General features: G+C 38.9%; 15 protein-coding genes and 1 pseudogene. 11 read left to right on the top strand and 5 right to left on the bottom strand.

Annotated features, from left to right (window positions below; genetic code table 11):
- The first annotated feature begins 1 nt into the window (after window position 1).
- Both SVZ03_03000 and SVZ03_03005 read left to right on the top strand, forming a co-directional pair.
- Window positions 2-1,279: a TRAP transporter large permease subunit gene (locus SVZ03_03000; GenBank protein MDY6933174.1), complete on the top strand. Its 1,278-nt coding sequence runs from the start codon at window positions 2-4 to the stop codon at window positions 1,277-1,279.
- 491 nt (window positions 1,280-1,770) lie between these two features.
- A complete protein-coding gene (locus SVZ03_03005; protein ID MDY6933175.1) occupies window positions 1,771-3,012 on the top strand; it encodes a DUF1343 domain-containing protein in 1,242 nt (413 codons plus the stop codon).
- A gap of 410 nt (window positions 3,013-3,422) precedes the next feature.
- On the opposite strand, the gene SVZ03_03010 is transcribed toward SVZ03_03005, so the two are convergent.
- Together SVZ03_03010 and SVZ03_03015 are read right to left on the bottom strand one after the other, a co-directional pair.
- Entirely contained in the window at window positions 3,423-6,542 is a 3,120-nt protein-coding gene (locus tag SVZ03_03010) for an efflux RND transporter permease subunit (GenBank protein MDY6933176.1), read from the bottom strand.
- A gap of 102 nt (window positions 6,543-6,644) precedes the next feature.
- Window positions 6,645-8,216 (bottom strand): TolC family protein, encoded by a 1,572-nt coding sequence (locus SVZ03_03015; protein ID MDY6933177.1) that lies wholly within the window; start codon window positions 8,214-8,216, stop codon window positions 6,645-6,647.
- Window positions 8,217-9,123: 907 nt separating this feature from the next.
- Between SVZ03_03015 and SVZ03_03020 the strand changes: the two genes are divergently transcribed.
- Complete coding sequence (locus tag SVZ03_03020; GenBank protein ID MDY6933178.1) at window positions 9,124-9,861, top strand: calcineurin-like phosphoesterase C-terminal domain-containing protein; 738 nt, start codon at window positions 9,124-9,126, stop codon at window positions 9,859-9,861.
- A 226-nt stretch (window positions 9,862-10,087) separates the two neighbouring features.
- Here the strand turns inward: SVZ03_03020 and SVZ03_03025 are convergent, their stop codons facing one another.
- Complete coding sequence (locus tag SVZ03_03025) at window positions 10,088-10,603, bottom strand: flavodoxin family protein (GenBank protein MDY6933179.1); 516 nt, start codon at window positions 10,601-10,603, stop codon at window positions 10,088-10,090.
- Window positions 10,604-10,989: 386 nt separating this feature from the next.
- Window positions 10,990-11,348 (bottom strand): annotated as a pseudogene (locus SVZ03_03030) (IS3 family transposase).
- 686 nt (window positions 11,349-12,034) lie between these two features.
- Between SVZ03_03030 and SVZ03_03035 the strand changes: the two are divergent.
- Window positions 12,035-12,235, top strand: coding sequence for a hypothetical protein (locus SVZ03_03035; GenBank protein ID MDY6933180.1), 201 nt, complete (start codon window positions 12,035-12,037; stop codon window positions 12,233-12,235).
- A 203-nt stretch (window positions 12,236-12,438) separates the two neighbouring features.
- Here SVZ03_03035 and SVZ03_03040 read toward each other — a convergent pair whose 3' ends face one another.
- Window positions 12,439-12,945, bottom strand: coding sequence for an Ig-like domain-containing protein (locus tag SVZ03_03040; GenBank protein ID MDY6933181.1), 507 nt, complete (start codon window positions 12,943-12,945; stop codon window positions 12,439-12,441).
- A gap of 613 nt (window positions 12,946-13,558) precedes the next feature.
- On the opposite strand from SVZ03_03040, the gene SVZ03_03045 reads away from it, so the two are divergent.
- The 7 genes from SVZ03_03045 (at window position 13,559) to SVZ03_03075 (ending at window position 22,207) form a co-directional block, all read left to right on the top strand.
- Window positions 13,559-14,287, top strand: coding sequence for a hypothetical protein (locus tag SVZ03_03045; GenBank protein ID MDY6933182.1), 729 nt, complete (start codon window positions 13,559-13,561; stop codon window positions 14,285-14,287).
- Between the two features lie 83 nt (window positions 14,288-14,370).
- Entirely contained in the window at window positions 14,371-17,325 is a 2,955-nt protein-coding gene (locus SVZ03_03050) for a molybdopterin-dependent oxidoreductase (protein MDY6933183.1), read from the top strand.
- A gap of 4 nt (window positions 17,326-17,329) precedes the next feature.
- Window positions 17,330-18,169, top strand: coding sequence for a 4Fe-4S dicluster domain-containing protein (locus SVZ03_03055; protein MDY6933184.1), 840 nt, complete (start codon window positions 17,330-17,332; stop codon window positions 18,167-18,169).
- A 117-nt stretch (window positions 18,170-18,286) separates the two neighbouring features.
- On the top strand, window positions 18,287-18,946 hold the full coding sequence (locus tag SVZ03_03060; GenBank protein MDY6933185.1) for a formylmethanofuran dehydrogenase subunit E family protein: 660 nt from the start codon (window positions 18,287-18,289) through the stop codon (window positions 18,944-18,946).
- A 354-nt stretch (window positions 18,947-19,300) separates the two neighbouring features.
- Entirely contained in the window at window positions 19,301-20,710 is a 1,410-nt protein-coding gene (locus SVZ03_03065; GenBank protein MDY6933186.1) for a CoA-binding protein, read from the top strand.
- 331 nt (window positions 20,711-21,041) lie between these two features.
- Entirely contained in the window at window positions 21,042-21,305 is a 264-nt protein-coding gene (locus SVZ03_03070) for a DUF5615 family PIN-like protein (GenBank protein ID MDY6933187.1), read from the top strand.
- Between the two features lie 512 nt (window positions 21,306-21,817).
- Window positions 21,818-22,207, top strand: coding sequence for a toll/interleukin-1 receptor domain-containing protein (locus SVZ03_03075; protein MDY6933188.1), 390 nt, complete (start codon window positions 21,818-21,820; stop codon window positions 22,205-22,207).
- Window positions 22,208-22,659 lie beyond the last annotated feature (452 nt).

Consider the following 22,659-nt stretch of genomic DNA (forward strand, 5'->3'; position numbering starts at 1 on the left):
ATTGATTCTACTGGCAATAATATTTATAGTAATAATAGCCCTGTTGGGCGCTCCAATTTTTGTGGTTGTATCCTCTTTTGCCATACTCGGATTCCTTTCCGCTGATATCCATCTATCCGCAATAGTGGTTGATGTATACAATAATTTTGCCAATACACCCCTGCTTTACACAATCCCGCTCTTTGCCTTTACCGGATACATCCTTGCTGAAAGCAAGACCTCTACGAGGATTATCAACGTCTCAAAGGCATTAGTAGGCTGGATGCCGGGGGGCCTTGCCATTGTATCCCTGGTTACATGCGCATTCTTTACAGCCTTTACCGGCGCCTCAGGGGTTACAATCATTGCATTAGGGGGAATTCTTTATCCCTCGCTCATAAAGGAAAGATATCCTGAAAAGTTTTCATTGGGTTTGCTTACCTCTTCCGGAAGTTTAGGGCTACTCTTCGCGCCCAGTCTTCCCATAATTATGTATGGCGCTGTTTCTGAGACAAACATTATCCATCTTTTTGTGGCAGGCCTAATACCTGGAATTCTGCTTATAATTATTCTCTCAATCTACAGCACCTATACAGCCAAAATGAACAGGCTTCCTAAGGCGAAAGTCTCCTTTATGCAGGTTGTCAAAGCTGTAAATGAGGCCAAATGGGAGTTGGTAATTCCTGTTATCATAATCGTTGGAATCTTCGGCGGCTTTGTTACGCTTGGCGAGGTTGCTGCCATTACTATAGCATATTCGCTTATTATTGAGATCTATATTTATAAGGATATTAAACTCAAGAACATTCCCCTCATAATGAAACAGAGCATGATACTTGTTGGTGGAATACTCATAATCATGGGTTCTGCCTATGGCCTTACAAACTATATGGTCGATGCAGAGATACCAATGGTAATACTGAATTTTATGAGGACATATATTACCTCAAAGATTGTTTTTCTGATAATTCTGAATATTTTTCTTTTGATTGTGGGATGTCTGCTGGATATCTATTCCGCAATATTGGTCGTTGTTCCGCTGATTTTGCCCATTGCAAAGAGCTATGGGGTGGACCCAGTCCATCTGGGAATAATATTCTTAACAAACCTGGAGATCGGCTACTCCACGCCCCCGGTTGGGATGAATCTATTTATTTCCAGTTTCAGGTTTAAGAAGTCTATCATCTCGTTATATGGAGCCGCTATTCCCTTTTTGGGTTTATTGCTAATAGGACTTCTAATAATAACCTATGTCCCACAGTTAAGCTTAGGTCTTATCGACTTTTTGGGGATAAAGTAGACTGCTGGTGTTTTAATTTATCGAAAATATCATTTCTAATGTCATTCACCTGTATGCACAGGTGCAGGCTCTGCGAAAGCAGGAATCATCTGACAATGAGATTCCTGCATTCGCCTCGTTCCACTACACTCGGTTGGAATTATAAACGATAATTTAATAATTCGGTACATTCATACACTACCGGTAGACATTTTGTAATTCGAGTTTGGTCTTCCTGGTGAGTTATAATGATTTAAAGCAAATCCCTCACATCCAGGCTCTTCATTAAACTTTTATCCCTCCATACAATTGTTATTCACTATGAATTGTGGCATCAAAATTGTGATCTCATTTTATTGGAATGTTTTTCAAGTGAAGATTAAGATAAGCGATATTATTAGTAGCATTATTTTAAAATCTATTCTATACTATTAGTATCATAATTGAACGCATCTCTAACAGGCGCGAATGTGTATCGAGTATAGAATAATAGAATAAAGGATAGGGCTATCATGAGAAGGTTTCAGGTGATAATTCTAGCGTTTTGCATAATTTTTTCCTTCTGCTCTTCAGGGAAGAGGTATTATCATATACCGGCAAAAAACGAGAGGAGGGTATACTCAGGTTTAGAGTACTTTATTGAAAAATATGCACATGCCTATAAAAAGAGGAGCGCGGTTGTTGTTACAAATCATTCCGGTTTAGATTACTATCTTCAAAGGAATATTGATCTCTTTAGGGATAATGGAATTGAGATTGCATTCATCCTGGTGCCGGAACATGGACTGTATGGATATCAGAACGATTATGATAAAGAGATGTATAATGTTTCTGAAGAGCTTAACGCTATTGTGTACAACATGCACAAATTAAACAAGGCATCTCTTAAAAGCCTTTTGAGCATTGCGGACATTGTTATATTTGACATTCAGGATATGGGAATGAGGTGTTACACCTACATCTCAAACCTAAAGTTTGTCATGGATGTCTTAAATGGAGAAGATAAGGAGTTGATTGTGCTTGATAGGCCTAATCCCATTGGATTTCTGGGTGTTGATGGATCATACTTAGATGAAAAATTCTTTTCGCGGTACATCAGCGCCTTCCCTGTCCCCTTCATATATGGGATGACCATAGGCGAGTCAGCGCTATATTACAAGGGTGAATTTGTTAAGGATGTTATGCTAAATGTAATCCCCTTAGTTAACTATGATAGGGATATGCTCTATAATGAGACCATGCTTCCATGGGTGCCGCCTTCCCCGAATCTTCCAACATTTGAGTCCTCTGTTGTTTATTCGGCGGTTGTGCTGTTAGAGGGAATCAACATCTCTCTTGGCAGAGGCACTACAAAGCCCTTTGAATACCTAGGCGCGCCGTGGATTGAACCAATCTCATTCTGTGAAGGACTAAAGGGATTGGGTTTGTGTAATTTTAATTTTAGGCCCATCTGTTTCAAGCCTACATTTTCGAAGCATAAGGATGAAAAATGTGGCGGCGTTCACATACTATATATGGGGGGAAGGTTCAGCCCAACGGAGGTGTCATACAGACTGATCAGGTATATTATGGAAACCTATAAGGAGTGTAAATGGGAGAAATACAGAGATGGATTCGATATTGATTATCTTGCAGGAACAGATAAATTGAGGGAGGCTATAACTAGAGGCATGGATTACAGGGATTTTTATGATGAGATTAAAGATGAGATTGAAAATTATAGAAAGGTGAGGGCCAAATATCTCCTTTACTAATGATATTATTTGTCACGGCTTTGCCACATTTTTACATCCCCTCTGCTTCAGAAAAACGTTTTAAACCCATTAACCGACACATAAAAATGGAGAAATCCATTATGGTAGCAATTTTTAATTATAGGATTAGACTAATCCTATTTTTTTATTATTGATCACAATCTTGCAGAAATTCACATTATTCGCTTAATGAGCTAAAATTATTGTCCAAAGTTTGCCATCTTTTCACCAAAACTCCTATAAATCAGACGACTTTCAGAAGTGTAAATTTTAATAGAATTTTAATAATTTCACAAACTCAATTCAACTGAGTATAAATCATAATACTGGAATGAATTAAACACACGAAAATGTGAGGAAAATATAGTTTATTCCACATTTTCATATATACTGACCGGTCACTGAGGTGATTATGACCGTCCATTTCTGATAAAGATCGATCTAATATCGACAAAGATATTATATAGCAAAGGAGTTACAATCAGAGTGACCAGTGTTCCAAAGGCCAATCCCCAAGACATGGATATAGCCATTGGTTTTAGGAATGGATCATCACCACCAATACCATATGCTGTAGGCAAGAGCCCACAAAATGTGGTTATAGTAGTAAGGAAGATAGGGCGCAATCTATTTGCTCCGGCCTTCAGGGATGATTCTAATGATGATAGTCCTTGTTCTCGACCCTTATTAATAAAATCAATATAAATAATGGAATCGTTTACAACAACTCCGGTTAAACCAACAACGCCCATAATTGCTAAAAATGAGAGGGGAAGCCCATGAAAATAGAAGGCCCAGATGACTCCGGTTAGTGTAAGAGGAATAACTCCCATTATGACAATAGGGTGAATTAAGGATCTAAAAAGCGCAACCATTATGATGTAAATAATCATAGCTGCAATAATGAAGGATTTCGTGAGACTCTCAATTGATTCCTCTGTATCCTTAAATTCTCCCTCATAATTAACTGAATATCCCGGATATCGCTCCTCAATTTCAGAGAATTCCTTTTGTAATTGTCTATTAATAGAGACTGATGTGATATCTTTTGCTTCTTCATCAATATCCGCAGTAACGGTAATAGCCCTTCTCCAATCCTTTCTGTTGATTAACGAAATTCCACTATCCCTTTCAAATCTTGTTATCGAGATTAGGGGTATAAGATTACCCATTTTATTTGCTATCTTTATCTTTTTCATACTCTCAATGGTATTTCGAAGGCTTTTGGGAAAGATGACTCTTATATCAATCTCTTCATTAGTCTTCTTTATGCTTGTGGCAACAATCCCTTCATAACAAGACCTTATGGTTGATGCAACATCATACACGCTTATGCCTGCCAGTGCAGCGGTCTTCTCATTCACATATACCCTCAACTCCTCTTTATCCGTCTCAAAATTATCCTTAATATCTTTTATTCCCTCTATATTTGATAGATATTTTTTATATTCTTCTGCCATTTGAGAGAGTGTTGTAAAATTATTTCCCTTTAGTACTATTGATACTGGTTTTCCTACTGGTGGACCACCCTGAATATATTTGAATTCAAGCTTTTCAAATTCTTTGATCCCTTTACATCTCTCCCTTATTGAATTCATGATTTCATCTGCCTTTCTCTCCCTATCCTGAGTAGGGGTGAGATATACAATTATTACACCATATCTTGATCCTATTTTAGTAAAGGGATCATTCGTCTCCTCCTGAACAATGCCTGCTCTGGATGTAAAGCTATCAAGTTCTTCTGTCGGTAGTTCGGAGATGATCTTCTCAATTGATGAGAGTCTTTTACTCATTGATTCTATCCCTGTACCTGATGGCGCTTCTGCCTTTACTACAAATATTTCTATTCCACCAGCAGGAAAGAGGATAAATTTTACTTTAAAAGCTGCAAAAACAAGGGATCCTATAAATATGAATATTACAGCCACTAAAAAGATATATTTGTGTGTTATTACAATTTTTAGAGTACTCATATATTTGTTTTTAATCAAATGAAGGAGGTTGTTGCCTTTTCCATTAGTCTCTGATTTGATTTCCTTCCTCCCCCTCTCAATATCCATTATGTGAGAGGGGAGAATAAACATGGACTCAACCCAGGATGATACCAGAGCAACTGAAACAACTGCTGGCAGAGTCCACATAAATTTTCCCATGATTCCAGACATAAACATCAATGGAGCGAAAGCAGCAATTGTTGTAAGGATAGTCCCTGCTACAGGAATAATCACCTCGGATACTCCATAAATAACCGCATCTTTGATTCCCTCTCCCTCTTCAATATGTCTATAGACGTTCTCTGCTACTATAATAGCATCATCAACAAGCATACCAAGAACCATAATCAACCCAAACATGGACATCAGGTTTATGCTGACATCATAATAAGCCATCCAGATGAATGTTCCTGCAAAGGCGAGGGGAAGCCCTAAGGCAGTGACCACTGATATTCTCCATCCCAGGGCAATAAATAATGAGATAACAACGAGAATTATCCCAATCATTCCATTGTTCGTTAACACATCCAACCTTCTTTGAACATAGAAAGAGAGGTCATTTGTTATCACCAGTTGGTAGTTTTCAGGGATTATTTTTTTTATTATATCAAGATCTCGGTTAATCCTTTCAACGAGGTCAATAATATCTGCTGAATCCTTTTTTATGATTGTAAGGGTAATTGACCTCTTCCCAACTGTTTTATTGATGATCTTCTCCTCTTCAAAGGAATCCTTTACCCTTGCTACATCGCCAATCTTAACCCAGTTGCCCATATCATTTGCTCTAATAAGAACATTGGTTATATCTTTGACTGTCTCTACTTCTCCGATTGTTCTAAGTAAGACTTCAGTGTTTTTATCGTTGATTAGGCCACCAGGGAAGTTTAGATTTTTTTTAGAAAGAGCCATAATGATATCGTTCATTGCAATATGGTATTCATCAAGAAGGGTAGGATTTACCTCAACGATCATCTCCCTGTCTCTATATCCTTTTTTATCGATTTTTGCTACACCTTGAATATTGAGGATTTTATCCTTGATGATTTCTGCATATTTACGCAGCTCAAATTCCTCTTGGTCGTTATGGATATCATTTTTGTTTATTATTGCGATATCCAGCACTGGTTGTTGTCGGGTATTGAGTTCGACAATCATCGGATCTTCTGCGTCTTCTGGGAGTTCGTCTATTCTGTCAATGGCATTGGTGATATCGGTTACAGTCTTATCCTTATTCTCTATATTCGGATCGAGTTTTATTACAACAACTGATCTGTTTTCCAGTGAATCTGAAATCAACTCATCAATACCATCTACCTCACGCAGTTCATCCTCAATGGATAATGTAATATGCTTTTCAACATCCTCCGCAGTAGCTCCGGGATAAATTGTTGTCACTATTATATAGTAGAAATCTATATTAGGGAATGCTTCCCTTTTGGCAGTATAGCTCAAAACGATTCCAGTAAGCAAAATGCCGATAGAAATGAGATTAACGATTAGGGATTGATTTGCGAAGTATGTTACGATCCTTTTCATAATTAGCTCCTCTCCAGATTTAGACGTAAACTATTCTGCCTTTACTATCTTTCGAATGACGTGAGTTCGAATGTTTAATTTTATCAATGCATTGAAAAAAAGTTAATTTAAGAATGAATCGATATTGATATTAAAATTTTTAAATATAACACTTCTAGCAAGATCCCTTCTTAACAAACTAATGTTATAATCCACTAAACTCTTCAGTTCCTGTTGACGTAAATTTATATAATTATCAAGGGAAAGTTTAAGCTTCACTGCATCGTATCTGCCCTGTTTGAATTTTTTAAATACCTGATTATAGTAACTTTTGGAATATTCAGATGATTTTTTGGTCTTTTGGTATACAGAAAACATTACCTCACACTCTTTTACAAGAGAATCAATCTGATCCTTAATCTCCTTTTCAAGTTGTTTTAATTCAATGTAACCCCTTTTATAATTCAACATAGCCTTTGTCATTGTTGCCTCTGACTCATTATTGCCCAATGGATAGGTTAATTCAAAGCCTAGTGACCATTGTCTGTTTATATCATTATAAGTAGAACTGTAGCTATTTTCACTATAATCAACACTCCCTGCGCTTAACTTCATCTTTAGCGCAGGTTCCATATTGCATGAGGCTATCTTACACTCAAGTTCAAAATTTTTCAGATTTGATCTCAGATTTGCAAGATCAGCTCTATTTAAGAGGGCATCCTTTAATGCAACTTGAACTTTTACTTCCGGAGCGGTGGTGCTAAATGTTTGAACAATATCGAAATCTGTGCTTTCTTCAAGATTAAGGGTCCTTAATACAGCTTGTCGTGCATCAAAAAGATTCTTCTGGGCTATTTCTAAACGATTTGTACTCTGTAATACCTTGCTATTCCAATCAAGAAGCTCCTCTTTTTCAGAGAGGCCCAAAGTCTGTTTCCTTATAACAAGATCTCTAATGTCTATTGTGCTTTTAAGGCTAATTTTTACAGTTTCGAGGTTATCCTCGGCAATTAGCACATTCCAATATCCAACAAGCGCTTCAACAAGCAGATTAGCAAGATAATGCTTAACAAGCCTTTTATTCGATTCATTATTGTTGGCTAATATCTTTTCATTTAATCGATCTGAAACTCCAAACATATTCTTTAAAAGTTCCTGGCTAATTGAAACCATAAATCCAGATTGATAACCCTTGCCACCAAGATCATAGCTTCCCATAGATGAATCAATCTCAGCTCCCATAACATTTTGGTAGATACCATTGATGCCTATTTGTACTCTTGTTCCTGTTCTAAATTTTCTGAATATACCAGCATCAACATTAAATCTCTCTGTTTTGGTTCCCTGAAATATTGAAGCAGGATTATCCGGAGAGTTTTCGACTGACGAATAGTCGGGGTTTATAAAAAGGGAATAATCAAACTTGCTTCGGTATTTTTTTAACGCAATTTCCGATTCTTTATAATTAAGCAATGCTTTTTTCACATCCAGATTGTTTCTTAAAACAAGGTATAATAACCTTTCGAGATCTAATTCTAATTTTTCATTTTTTTTTAGTCTTTCTTTTATGGTCTCTTCATTTTGCATACTTTTTTTGTCCATTCCTGGCTTATTATTTTGTGAAAAAGCCATACTCGAAATGAATATAAAAAAACATATAAACATCCATTTATACATCATTAATGGTTTTCGCATAAAATCCTCTCAATTTTAACTTTTTTATCCATTTGCTTGTGAATTCATTTATTAGATAGATTAAGGTGTTTATAGCGTGGTTTCAGATTTAATTATACTATGATTGTATTGGTCTAAAACTCCTATTCGCTAAATGGAAGTTGCTAATTAGTGTGAATGCCAAGATATATTTTTTTTCATCATGATGCAATTAAATAATCAGCAGGCAATGAGGATCAGATGTAAAAAAACATAAACAAACTGTTTGTTGATCCCTTATAATTTTTGGCGAATTCAGTTTTGATGGAATAACATTAACCTCATGATATTCAAACCTTTTTTTGAAGTAATCACTATCTCATTTTATTTAAAATTTACTATTTCCTTATTCGTAATTAACAGGCTGTGTGTTTTATTTTACTGTATTTTCCGGAAAAATATTAAAGCAGTGTGTATACTACTAATAACCTAAATCTTTTTATTAACTCAGTAATGGTATAAAAGATAATGGTTATAAAGGTCTGTATGGATTATGCGTTTCAAATGGCAAAGAGGTTGTCAAAACAAATGGATTAGGATATTATTCTTTACCCGCTTATGATGAGATGATTGTTTTTGTAAGTAAGCCAAGATGTTTTCAGTCCCCTCTAAATGAAAAAAGGATTCCTAAATTCTTCTATATTCATCAGGTGATTATAAAACCTATCATGGTGAAATTGATGCAAAACAGATGGAATGACTAAAAAATGAACTTAAATTTGTTCCGATGGATCATCTAATAGTTTTAAATATGCATATACCAATTGTATCGCATTGCGACAACCAAGCTCAGCAACATCAGTTGAAGAATTGAGAAAAATTATATCAGCTGCTCGAAGGGAGAAAAGCTATATCATTAGGCGGGCATTCACATACTCTTGAACATTTTTTGCCAGGGGATGAAGAGGACGGCTGGGGACAACCAACGCCAATTCGTCAAATAATTGTCAGCGCTGCTTGCTGTTCTTGGTGGTCAGGTGACGTTGATGATGCTGGTATACCAATGGCATATCAAGGAGGTGGAGCACCACGAGGTTACATGGTGTTTAATTTTAGGCAAAACACCTATATTGATGAATATAAAGCAACGGGTGAATGCAAAAACAGGCAGATGAATATTTCCTTCATGACACCATCTTTTCAGGGTTGGTATGATCAGTTATGGGATTGGGTAAATATTGATCCTGCTATCAGATCGCCAAGTCCGCCTGTGACGATTAACGATCTGAATAGTCCGAATTTGCTTGCCAAGTCCGATCTGGATAGCACAATACTAGTAGCTAATGTTTGGAATGGATCTAGGGATTCTATTGTTAAATGCAAAATTGATAATCGTAAACCCATTACTTTAATGAGAGATAGTGAATATCCTGATCCTTACGCGTTTCGACTACATGCATATGTTTATCGTTATGCAGCAGGATTTGAGCTATGGACAGGAGCACAGTATGGTCCAGCAGACCCTCAGCCATTAGATCCATGGCTGCATGCGAGAAGATCAACACATGTTTGCAAAGCTGCTATACCGACTGATCTTGAGGTGGGTATGCATAATTTAAAGGTTATTACAAAGGATATGAACGGAAATAGATACGTTGAAAAAATGACTTTTGAAGTAATTGAATAATCATCAAAACTGGTCTAGTCAGAACGATAATTATTTACATGGCTATCAGGATAGAAGGGGATTTTTTTAATCCCCTTCTATCCTGAGATTCAGAAGGTAAAAATATATATTCGATTTTGTTGTTAAATTAGTGAAAATTCATATTTAGCTCTTTGAAGGTTAGCGACCCTACCTTTGCATATGGGTGAATTGTCTCATGCTTACTGATTTATTGTATAAAATTTTATTATGCTTTTGATAATACATCTTTAGCAAAGGCTTTAGCATTACCCTCATCATCACTGTTAGGGTGAGAATCAGATTGTGCCATTCTCTCAGACCATTCTTCATCCGATAGTCCTCGAGACTGTTTCACTATGTCATGAAGCTCTGGTGTAAGACGTCCCTGACAATCAAAGCAACCAAGGTATTTTATACCCTTTTCCTTGGTTACTTCATCTAAAGTCTTTAGGCCTACTTCAAAGCTAGTTTTTTCAAAAGCTGGAGAAGCATGAGTGACAAATCCGGCTAATTTTAATGATCCGGAAAAGGACTCTAAAAATTCCTTGGCATTAGCAGAAATTCCGCCTGCGTGTATTGGGGTTCCCAAAAAGACTAAATCATAATCACTCACATTGCTGACATTAGTCTCTTCGAGTTTCTGTAAAACTGCATCATTGGACTGTGATGCTTCCTGATGAATTGCCTTAGCAATCTGTTCAGTGTTTCCGGTTTGACTGAAGTAAGTGACTAGTACTTTCATTTTATACCTCCCTTTAAATTATTCAATATTATAATGATGCTGATACACAACAGCATTAAATTCAATCTATACCTTTTCGTTAGTCATAGTGAAAATTAGGCTATCAATATACTTACTGTTAATAAGTGTCAATAAAATGATGTTATTCGTGATGCGATTAAAAAAAATCAATATTAAGAAAAGACAAAACTTAATCTTATAAGCGAAGCAATGTCGTTGCTTCTTTAAACTTGGATATTTAAGAAATAAACCCTGGTGATAATCTAATATAATTGCAACCCTTTTTTTATTATTTTATCCAATGGGGGTAGCAAATTGATTTTACTGCCCATTGTGGAGCAAAATTGATAAACAGGTGGGCTTGCCCCACAATTACGGATACATAGTTAAGCAACATATTTCATTATTGAATCAGATGACTCATATTCTTCTGGACTTTTATAGTCAAGAAAAGAATGAATCCTCTGTCCATTATAAAAGACTTCAATATATTCAAAAATAGATTCCTGTGCTTCTTTTCTGGTCTTATAATTTCTTTATAGACTCCCTCCATCTTTAATGTTGAGAAAAAACTGTCAGCACATGCATTATCCCAGCAATCCCCCTTTCTACTCATGCTCTGAACCATTATATATGTTTTCAAATCCTCTCTAAATGATTCAGATGCATACTGAATTCCTCTATCTGAATGAAAAATCAATCCAGGATTTGGTTTCCTATGAGCAACAGTCATAGTCAGTGCATTTATAGCAAGATCAGATCTAAAACAGCGAAATATCACAAGACGCAACTCGAATAGGGTGTAAATCCCATGATCTCGTTATCAATATATATTTTTAAACGCCTTTTAAACAGAGATAACTCAAATCCTAATTGGTTTTTATTGATAATGGATGTCTATTTCATGATGTAACGGATATCTGTTTCTATCTTTTGCACAATTGAGGTATTCGCAAGGTTTTGTAAAATTTAAGATTCCGGCACTCCGCCCGGAATGATATACAATATAGCTTATTATATCATTTTTTTTTGGTAAAACAGAGAATACAGGGTTCATATTAGGGGCGAAGGGCCCTTCGCCCCTAATATGAACTTATGGCTTTTCACTTAACTCCTTGAATCCTCTTTACCACGAAGTCACATACATTTTGTTCCTTATAGTGCATATCCTTTTCAACTTAAATTTAATGGCATAGAGAAGAGCATTAACAAGCCCTAAAGGTAGTCATTCAGGTCGCTGAAAGCTGCGCTTTCATTCCGCTACAGGCGTTCGCGAGAAGCCTTTATATTTTCCCCGGTGCCGAATCTCAGGTGCTGGAAAGAGCATTGTTACTGGAAACGGCCGGTTGTTACGATAGACACGGGACGTTCTCCCACAGCCACAGTGGGGATTACCATTGGAGTCAGCGCCCCGTCTGCGCCTATGGTGTATTGCGAGACATCAAAATCAATGTTATAACTGGCCACATAGGCATATTTAGGGACAGCGACAAAGGCGCTGTTCCACTAACAAAGGCGATGAATGCAGGCACGCTAACTGTAGCAATGGTGGCAGGCGCAATAGGTGTCAGTGTCCCGTCAGGCTCTATGGTGTATTGCGAAATACTATTGTCGACAAAATTAGCCACGTAGGCATAGCTGCTCGATGGATCAACGATGACGGATCGGGGACTATCACCCGCAGCCACGGTGGGAAGCGCCATTGGAGTCAGCGTCCCGTCAGGCTCTATGGTGTATTGCGAAACACTATTGCCCAAAAAATTAGCCACATAGGCATAGCTGCCCGATGGGTCAACGGTGACGGAAACGGGCAAATCTTCCGTCCCTACTTTACCCTAGTAGCGAAACCGGCCAGTATCGTTTTCGACCGCATAGGTTGACACGGAATTATTGCCCATATTGACAACGTAGGCAAAACGTGGATAAGCAGTATCAGTTGTAAAATTCCATTCATAATTACTATTCAGAGGATTGCCCGCCAGATCCTCCGCACCAGAGGTGATAGTGGCTGTGTATGTTGTATCGTAAGCCAGAAATCCTGAAGGCTGGAATGTTGCTGTCATCGTAGCCGCTTCATAAGTAACACTTCCTGCAAGGCCGCTAACTGTGAATGTTGAATCATTGATCGATACGGGATTCATCTCTTCGCTGAATGTTACAGTTATGGAGGTGTTGACAGCCACATCGCCAACTCCATCCTCCGGAAACACGAGGGTAATGACAGGCGGTGTGGTGTCGATTGGGAAATATCCATCGCCTCCATTATCATCGTCATTGCATCCGCATCCAGATATCAAACAAAGCATAAAGGATATTACTAAAGTTATAACTTTTTCCTTCATAAATAACCTCCCCAAATATCTTACTATATATTAAATTTATATTTATAATAATGCTTTAGATAAGACATCCAGTCGCTAGTATTAAACTGAGGTTGGATACCTCAATAATGTTTAATTCATAACAAATTGTACAACAAATGTATAAGCTGAATTGTATATTGGTATTGATTAATTATTTTAACTGTAGCTTAATTTATAATGTGTAATGGTATGAAAGAAAATTAATTTGAAATGGTTTATTTTGTAAATTTCAATTATCTAATGAATAGATAATCATTTTTCCAATAAATGTCTATTGAAAGTGATGAAATTTTGTCATTAAAGAAAAAGCAGGGTTATTCAGTAAAAATGTTTCATCAAGCAGTAATTTTTTCTGAATTTTAGCAAATAGTCAACTGCCACCTGCTTATAGGTTGTTTGATCGGCCCCGGAAGAGCGATAATAAAAAGTGTTTATTGATCACAGCTATAAGCAGTAGTTTTAATAGAATAAATCCCCGAATTCAAATTCGGATTTTTTGTAAAATTTATCATAAGTTGAGGATTTATATTTGACATCTGCTATAGTCTCAACTCCCAATTATAATTGGGAACAAAGCGAGGAGGGAGATAAAATGAACAAAGAAAATATCATCAGTAACAAAAGGAGAATCAGGCCTATAGATATTATGATTGCTATTATAATCCTTGGTTCTCTCTGGGGTTTTTTATCGGAGTTAGCGTTAAACACCATGGCAATAATTAAAGGTCTTCCCTACAAAGGGGGTACAGCAGGCATTTCAATTGGTCTCGGGATAGGCATAATGGGTATTGCTGTCGGTATCTTCAGAAATCTATCAATACTGCCGAAGGGTTTGCCTATAGTTTTACTTGGTATTCCCTTCATAGCAATTTTAAGCAAACTGCTAATAATAACAATCCTGGATATCACGTCATTTGGGAAAATAAATCCATACCTGGCTATACTCTGGGGAGGGCTTTCCCTGACAGGGATTGTGTCCATCATTGGTAATAAAATACACAGCAGCAACCTGCTTCGAATAACCTGCGGCATGCTGGCTGGTTTTCTAGCAGCCGGGGTTTTCTATGTTGTCGGTATCCAAATAATGCCATGTCCCTATCTTCTATCCTTTAACAATATGGGATCATTCATTATTTCCCATGGTCTGGTATGGTCGTTAATTTCGGGTATACTCTTCAATACAGGATATTTAACAGGAACAGCTCTTAAAAAGATTCTTGTTAAGGACAGGGTAAAACCACTGTTTTATTATACTGCTTCGATTTTACTTATGATTTCCTGCTGGGCTGGCATAACATTCTTTGTTGCATCAGCATCATAAACCGAAATAATTAAAATTTCTATGATTAAGATCTAATCGCCTCGGTTGAACAATTGCTACAAATCATTTCAAAAGGGGGAACCATGAAATTTGTAAACATTAGATTCTCCATTTTACTCTTTGGTCTTCATGTTATAATGAAAATAATATCATTCAGGTATCCATTGTATAAAAAACGCCTGAAAGATGCGCCGAACTTTACTGCACAGATAAAAATCAGGGATAATTCAATGGGCCGGTATTTTACATTTAAGGACGGCTTCACCTCAAAAAAGGGAATTCATCCTGATCCTGATGTTATCATAACATATTATACTGCTGAGATAGCTGTAAAACTGCTCTCTCCGCCAATAGATTATCTATCCACATTAAATGCTGCAAAAGAATTCCTGATGTCAATGGAGGGACCTGATGAATTATCATCATGGTTTATTGAAACCCTTGGCCAGATAATGACCATGGGAATAAAATATGGTATAGATGTAGGAAACAACACAAAAAGGTATGTAAATTGCACTCTGGGTGGACCGGTCTTTGTTTATGTGAAGGATGGGAGGATAATACGAGTTACACCCATAGAATTTGATAGGGATGACGCTGAATCATGGACTATTAAAGCAAGGGGACGTGAATTTACACCCCCTCGAAAGGCTACGATTTCCCCCTTTGTTTATGCCTCGAAATCGCTTGTATACTCGCCTGACAGGATATTGTACCCGATGAAACGAGTCGACTTTGATCCCAAGGGAGAGCGAAATTGTGAGAATCGAGGGATATCAGGTTATGAAAGAATCAGTTGGGAAGAGGCCCTCGATATTGTGGCTGATGAGATGAAAAGAATCAAAAGAGAATATGGTCAGGGCGCAATCCTGGCTGCCCCCAGTGATCATCAGACCTTTTCGAATATCGCACATTACTTAAGCACTACCTACAGGTTTTGGAATATTGCTGGGCACAGCAGGGTTATTCAGAATCCAACAAGTTTTGAGGGATGGTACTGGGGCGCTATGCACCACTGGGGATACAGCCTTCGTGTCGGCATGCCGGAATCCTACAGCATGGTTGAAGAGGCGCTTAAGGAATGCGAGATGATTGTATTCTGGTCCAGCGATCCGGAATGCACAAGCGGTGTGTATGGCGGAGGGGAAGGCACGATTCGCCGCATGTGGGCCAAAGAGTTAGGCATAAAGATGGTGCATATCGATCCTTACTATAACCACACTGCTGCCCTTTTTGGGGGCAAATGGCTGCCGGTAAGACCATCTTCCGGAAATGCGCTGGCCCTTGCAATCGCCTATGTCTGGATCACAGAAGACCTTTACGACAAGGATTATATATCCAAACGGACGACGGGGTTTGATAAATGGAAAGACTATATACTGGGCAAGGATGATGGTATCCCGAAAACGCCTGAGTGGCAGGAGAAGGAAGCGGGTGTCCCCCCAAAGGACGTCAGGGCCCTTGCCAGGGAATGGGCATCCAAAAAAACCTTCCTGTCCGCCGGCGGTGTTGGAAATGGTCTGGGTGCAGCCTGCCGCGATGCCACTGGAGCAGAATGGGCCAGATCAATGGTCTGTCTCATTGCCATGCAGGGACTCGGCAAACCTGGAATCAATATGGGCAATCTCCAGGTGGGCACACCCATTGACGGCAGTTTTTGCTTCCCGGGTTATGCGGAGGGTGGAATCAGCGGTGATTTGCAGAATACAGGCCTGGCCTTTCGCCTTATCAACAATATGCCACAGGCGGTTACGATGAATACATCCAACCAGAAAATACCAAGATTGAGGCTTCCTGAGGCAATACTCACAGATGAGCCACAATCCGGATATATGATCGATCCACTCACCATAGAGGGTCAATTCCAGAAATTTCAGTATCCCGAACCCGGACATGCGAGGATACAGATGTATTACAGGCAGGGCAGCTCACATATTGCCACAATGACCGAGACAAATCGATTTGTTAAGATGTACAGGACAGAGAGGCTTCCCTTTGTTGTAAACCAATCCATCTGGCTTGAGGGCGAGGCCAAGTTTGCTGATATTATTCTACCAGCGTGCACAAATTTTGAGCGTTGGGATATCTGTGAATCCGGTCATTATCTCGGTCATTCCTTTAATATTCTCAATCATCGCGTTATTACGATGCAACACAAGTGTATTGAGCCCTTGGGAGAATCTAAACCGGATTATGAAATCTACTACGAACTTGCAAAGAGATTGGGTTATAGCGCATATTTCTCCGAAGGCATGACAGATTTGGACTGGTGCAAGAGGTATTTCGATGCAACTGACATGCCCAAGGTTACCACATGGAAGAAATTCCTAAAGAAGGGCTACTATGTTGTCCCTGCCCCTCCGGAAGAACTCAGACCACCGGTATCTTTGAGATGGTTTGCGGAGGGGAGAAAGAAGGACACTCCGGATATGGGTCCCCTGCCGGGAGATTATACTGATAATTTACTGGAGGGTCTGCAGACGCAATCCGGAAAGATCGAGTTTGATTGTTCAAGCCTAAAAAGATTCGATCCAGATGATACTGAAAGACCAACAATGACAAAGTATGTCCCTTCATGGGAAGGTCATCATACTAAAGAGCTCTATGATAAATATCCATTACAATTGGTAACCCCGAAGCCGCGCTTTAGCATACATACCAATTATGATGGGAAAGACAGTTTTGTGAACGATGTTAAGGATCATCGTGTTCTTGTTGATGGTTATTATTACTGGATTGCAAGAATCAATACAAAGGATGCAGACAAAAGGGGCATCAAGGAAAACGATCTTGTCAAGGTTTTCAATGATCGGGGAGCGGTTCTCTGCGCTGCAAGGATTACTGAGCGCGTCTCCTCCGGGGCGATTCATGCATGTGGAGTATCCGCAAAGTATGATCCAGTGGGCAAACCAGGGGAATCCCCGGATCGTGGGGGGTCTATGAATATTCTAACATCCAAGCGCTTTATTGCGCCAAAGACACATTCAGCGGCCTACAATGCGGTCCTTGTACAAATTGAGAAGTGGAGGGAGGAATAGATAAATGAAAAAATGGAACCTGATAATAGATATATCAAAATGCTCTGATTGTAATAACTGTTTCCTTTCCAATAAGGATGAATATGTTGATAACGATTATCCACCCTATTCAGTAGCCCAACCAAAGCATGGGCATAGATGGATAAATGTTATGCGTAAGGAGCGGGGTCATGGAGGTTTGATGGATGTTGCATATATGACTCTGCTTTGTATGCATTGTGATGATGCCCCCTGCATAAAGGAGGCGAATAATGGGGCGGTATACAAAAGAAGGGATGGCATAGTAATTATTGATCCGATTAAAGCCAGAGGTCAGAAGGATATTGTTAGTTCATGCCCCTATGGTGTTGTTTATTGGAATGAGGAAAAGCAGGTTGCTCAGAAATGGATATTTGACGCGCATCTTTTGGATGCGGGATGGGAGGAGCCTAGATGCGTGCAATCATGTTATACGGGCGCACTGCGTTCACTATATGTTGAGGACTCTGAAATGCAAAAGATCGTGAAGGCTGAAGGGCTGGAGGTGTTCCATCCTGAATACAACACAAGGCCGCGAGTATATTATAAAAATTTTTATCTATTCAACAAGTGTTTCATCGCTGGCAGTATCGCTTACCAGCATGATGGGATAGCGGACTGCGCAGAGGGGGCCAAGGTGGCGTTACTCCAAGATTCAAGGTTAATAGATGAGCTAGTGACGGATAATTTCGGTGATTTTAAATTTGACAGACTCGATGAAAACAGCGGAAAGTATGTTCTTGAGATATTATACAAGGATTATGATAAAAGGACAATGGATGTGGACTTAAAGACCAGCGTATATTTAGGAGACATCTATTTGTGATCACAGCGCTGCACAGCGAGGATTGAGGATGGCAGAAGGCAAACGTCCTTCCATTCGCAGCGCCAAGCGGTGTTAAATCCATTGTCCAGTCGCGTCCTGTGGGATGGGATTGGACACTTGACAAAGTCAGAACCGCTTATTCCCCATGACGTTGGTTGCTATGGTAGAAAAAATATTGAGGAATATATGAATATCTGTGCCTATAGGTTTGATGAATATGCCGACATTGTAAAATCTTTTCATGGGAGTTTAGCCCCAGGTATCCTGGTCGGAGGCTTTATGATAGACCTGGCAATGAATAATCTTCCTGAGGGAGATTATTTTGATGTTATCTGCGAGACACAGGCCTGCCTTCCGGATGCAGTGCAGCTTTTGACTCCATGTACAATCGGCAATGGCTGGCTAAGGATTGTAGATTTTGGTCGATTTGCTTTAATCTTTTATAATAAATATTCCGGAATTGGGGTTCGCATATATCTTGATATTGAAAGGTTGGATGACTGGACTGAGATTAGAAGCTGGTTTTTAAAGGAAAAACCGAAGAAGGAACAGGACCTTGACCTTCTCATTACGCAAATCAAGGAAGCGGGGCATAGAATTTATGGCATTCAACGAGTTAAATTGAAGCCTGAGTTCATAGAGGGCAGCAAGAAGACAAAAAAACCGGTTGCTATTTGTGATTTATGCCATGAAGCATTTAAAGCAAATCCAGATAATGTCTGCCCTGCTTGCAGGGGCGAATCACCATACAGGCTATTGGACCAGGAGATTAAATAATCCTTACGAAGGTAATAATTATTCAATGGCGCTATTGGCAGGGAGATATAAGGGCACAATAGTCCATGGAAGGTTATTTGATAAACCACATCATTCCCTCACAAGAAAACTAACAAGGCGCTCCCCCAAAAGTCATCCTCAAAATGCAGGAGTGGCAGTGTGAGCAACTCTCTTTATCATACCCTTGTCGAGTCGTTACTAGAAAAACAGCTTATATAACTTTTTTTTGTTGACCTCACTAGGGGGTAGTCTAATTTACTCGAAGTCTATTGTAAACCACTTAGGATTTGCCTAAAGGTCAAATGCTCATTAGAAGCAATATAAAATTGATACATATAAGCAAAGGAGTTTAAATTGACAGAACAAATTATCGAACAACTTGATTCAATATTCAAACCAAGATCAGTTGCAATAATTGGCGCGAGCAACAATCCTGCGAAATGGGGTGGAATGGTTTTACAACAGGCCATATCATCTAAGTTCCGCGGAGATATTTATCCAATAAATCCAAAGGAAAAAGAGGTATTCGGACTTAAAGCCTACCCTGACGTGCTCGATATTCCCAGCAATATTGACTTAGCCGTTTTTACTGTGCCTGCTGCTCATATGCCAAAGATTATGGGAAACTGCATTAAGAAGGGCGTGAAGGGAGGGGTGATAATTACGGCAGATTTTGCTGAAACTGGCGAGAGGGGCAAAGCGCTGGAGGATGAAACAGTAAGAATAGCAAAATCAGGGGGATTGCGATTTATAGGCCCAAATGGAAATGGGTTATGGACCTCTGCTGTTGGATTGAATGTGTCCCCCTTTCCTCAACCTGGTCATGGGCCAATGGCATTTATTAGCCAGAGCGGCACCTTTCGTTTTGTCGCTGCACAAGTTGCCGGCATCAGGGGCTTTGGCATCAGTAAATCTATCAGCATTGGAAATCAGGCTGATCTACAGATAGCAGATTTCCTTGAATATCTTGCTCAGGATGATGACACAAGGGTAATATGCCTCTATGTTGAAGGGTTAAAGGATGGCAGAAGGTTTTTCAATGTAGCTAGAAGGGTGTCTAGGATTAAACCTATCATAATATTCAAGGGTGGGAGTTCAACGATTGGGGCAAAAGCTACTTTATCACATACAGCTTCTATTGCCGGCTCAGATGAAATCTTTGATGCAATGTGTCAACAAGCCGGACTGATAAGAGTTGATGAGATTGGACACCTATTTATTATGGCAGAGGCCTTGTTTAGTCAGCCCCTACCCAAGGGGAAGAGGGTTGCAATAATCGGCAATGGCGGGCAGGGTGTAACAATGGTTGATAAACTCGTATCATGGGGTGTTGAAATCCCTGAATTAAACGAAAGCGATAAACAGAGGCTAAAGGGGATAATGCCTCCGCATGCGCCAATCCCCAACAATCCTATCGATTTTGCGGCTGGAACCATGGAAACAATGGATGAAGTTAGAATAGTTGAAATGATCGCCTCAATCGACTACATTGATGGCATAATCACAAATGTACCATTCGCAATGAGCTTTCAGCCATCATTAGCAGAGCAGAAGAAGTCGGTGATTTCTGCAATTGATATCTTCAGTAATCTCCCAGAGAAATACGGCAAACCGATTATTACTCAAAAGTGGATGGAACAATCAAATGTTTCAGATATTCTAAAAAGCAAAAAAATACCTATGTTTGACTCCACTGAAGATTGTAGTCGAGCTATGCACGCGCTTGTTAAATACGCTGAGATAAAGAAGAGAATAGGAATATAGAATTATTAGAAAAAACGTAACCGCCCAGGTATTTCTTTCATACACACTATCGGATGAAAAATGTAATAGTGAGATGAGTGGGGGGTGTCTATAGTCTGTCATTCCGGCCGAAGTGCCGGAATCTTTTTTTCAGAAGGTTATAGATTCCGGCATTCCCCTACGCTACAGCCGGAATGACATCAGAAATGATATTTTCCATAAATTAACACACCACCGAATTTTTCATTAAAGCCATAGATGTTGTGCTGATCTTATAAATCTACCCGTATCAGATTTCAGAATGTAATAATAAAGCATCACAATTATTGACATTGATTTCGGAAGCCTGATAATGCGGTTTATTGTGGATGAATGCGCTGAACCAGTTGTTGCACAATGGCTGCGTAAACATAATCATGAAGTTTTCTCAATATTCGATGCTGCAAGAGGAATGGAACATGAAAAAATTATCAGGAAAGCAAACAAAGATAAATGGATGCTAATAACTAATGATAAAGATTTTGGAGAAAGGCTTTTCAGAGATGGCAAACTTCATAATGGCATCATTCTGCTTCGTCTTCAAGATGAAAGGTCTTCCATGAAAATTCACGTGTGAACCCGGCCCTTTCAATCCTATTCACATAATCTGCCAGGGTCTTTTGTTATAGTTACGGAAAAACGCATTCGCTTTGCAAGAATATAAGGAACCCTCCGTCCCCTCTTCAATACCAACAAAACTTGCTTGATCTTTAATTACTCCTTTTTTATTGTTATTCATGGTGACTATCTCCTTTAAATTATATTTTTTATTGGCCCATTATCTAATAATGGGCATGAAGATCCCACCTAATTTTCAACATTGATTGGGACATTCCCCAATCATACGTCAATTCGGGTCTGGTATCTATTTGATAGTCCCAAGATATTAATACAAAGTATGATCGTCAATCGCTATAACGGGATCGATCAAACGACTCAGTTTCAACAGTGACCATCTCAAGTCTTTCACGTTTTCTGCGTCTCGTAAAAAGGCGACAATTATGATAACAGGGCAGAATTATTATAATACTGAAATCATTTGCCTTGATATCTCACGTTAAACTTCAAAGATGAATTTGGAGGTATAATTTGGCCAGAATATTCATAAGCCACCGTTCTTGTGACACAACTGAAGCTGAAAGATTGGCTATCGAATTGAGAAACACGGGACATGATGTTTGGATTGATAAATGGATGATAGATATTGGGAATTCGATCACACAAAAAATGAACGAAGGTCTCGAAATCGCAGATTACGTTATTGTTTGTTACTCTTCACAAGGAATAATGTCTCCTTGGATGAGCATTGAATGGCTTACAACACTTGCCAGACAACTTGATGGCGTTGGTGTAAAAATCCTACCGGTTATCCTTTCTGGTGACCGAATACCAGCAATTCTATCAGGCATAAAGTATGCTGATTTGAGGTCAAACTGGTCAGAAGGAATGAGTGAAATACTCCGAGCTATTGGTACATAACAATGAGCTGGACAGTTGTTATTGCACATACTGAAACAGACCAAAATGTTGCAAATAAGATTGGAGAATTTCTTGAATCTGCAGGTTATGGTGTATGGCACCTTGGAAAGGTCAAAGTCGGAGAGCATTTTTCTGAAGAAGCTTCAAAAGCTCTAAGTCTTGGGGGGCCAGTCGTGCTATGTGCTTCAATACACGCTTGTGGCACGGGTTGGGCTCATCATATAATCAACTCTTGCAAATGGTATCAGAATGTACGTATATATTGTGTTAAAATTGAAAAGGGTGCTTACACCGAGCTACTATCATCTAATAGCCCAGATGCTCAATATTATGAAGACCCAGGAAGAGCATTGGACTTCTTACTTGAAAGCATTAAAAAACATTATCCAATTAATAGTCTAAACATCCACAATGATATATCTGCAGAAGAAGAACGCCCTTTTTGGGATAGA

Source organism: Spirochaetota bacterium, from assembly GCA_034190085.1.
GTDB lineage: Bacteria > Spirochaetota > UBA4802 > UBA4802 > JAFGDQ01 > JAXHTS01.

Excerpts from the sequence above, each read along its gene's own strand:
- SVZ03_03005 (MDY6933175.1), top strand. The coding sequence starts at position 1,771 with ATGAGAAGGTTTCAGGTGATAATTCTAGCGTTTTGCATAATTTTTTCC.
- SVZ03_03010 (MDY6933176.1), bottom strand. The coding sequence starts at position 6,542 with ATGAAAAGGATCGTAACATACTTCGCAAATCAATCCCTAATCGTTAAT.
- SVZ03_03015 (MDY6933177.1), bottom strand. The coding sequence starts at position 8,216 with ATGCGAAAACCATTAATGATGTATAAATGGATGTTTATATGTTTTTTT.
- SVZ03_03025 (MDY6933179.1), bottom strand. The coding sequence starts at position 10,603 with ATGAAAGTACTAGTCACTTACTTCAGTCAAACCGGAAACACTGAACAG.
- SVZ03_03040 (MDY6933181.1), bottom strand. The coding sequence starts at position 12,945 with ATGAAGGAAAAAGTTATAACTTTAGTAATATCCTTTATGCTTTGTTTG.
- SVZ03_03045 (MDY6933182.1), top strand. The coding sequence starts at position 13,559 with ATGAACAAAGAAAATATCATCAGTAACAAAAGGAGAATCAGGCCTATA.
- SVZ03_03050 (MDY6933183.1), top strand. The coding sequence starts at position 14,371 with ATGAAATTTGTAAACATTAGATTCTCCATTTTACTCTTTGGTCTTCAT.
- SVZ03_03055 (MDY6933184.1), top strand. The coding sequence starts at position 17,330 with ATGAAAAAATGGAACCTGATAATAGATATATCAAAATGCTCTGATTGT.
- SVZ03_03070 (MDY6933187.1), top strand. The coding sequence starts at position 21,042 with ATGCGGTTTATTGTGGATGAATGCGCTGAACCAGTTGTTGCACAATGG.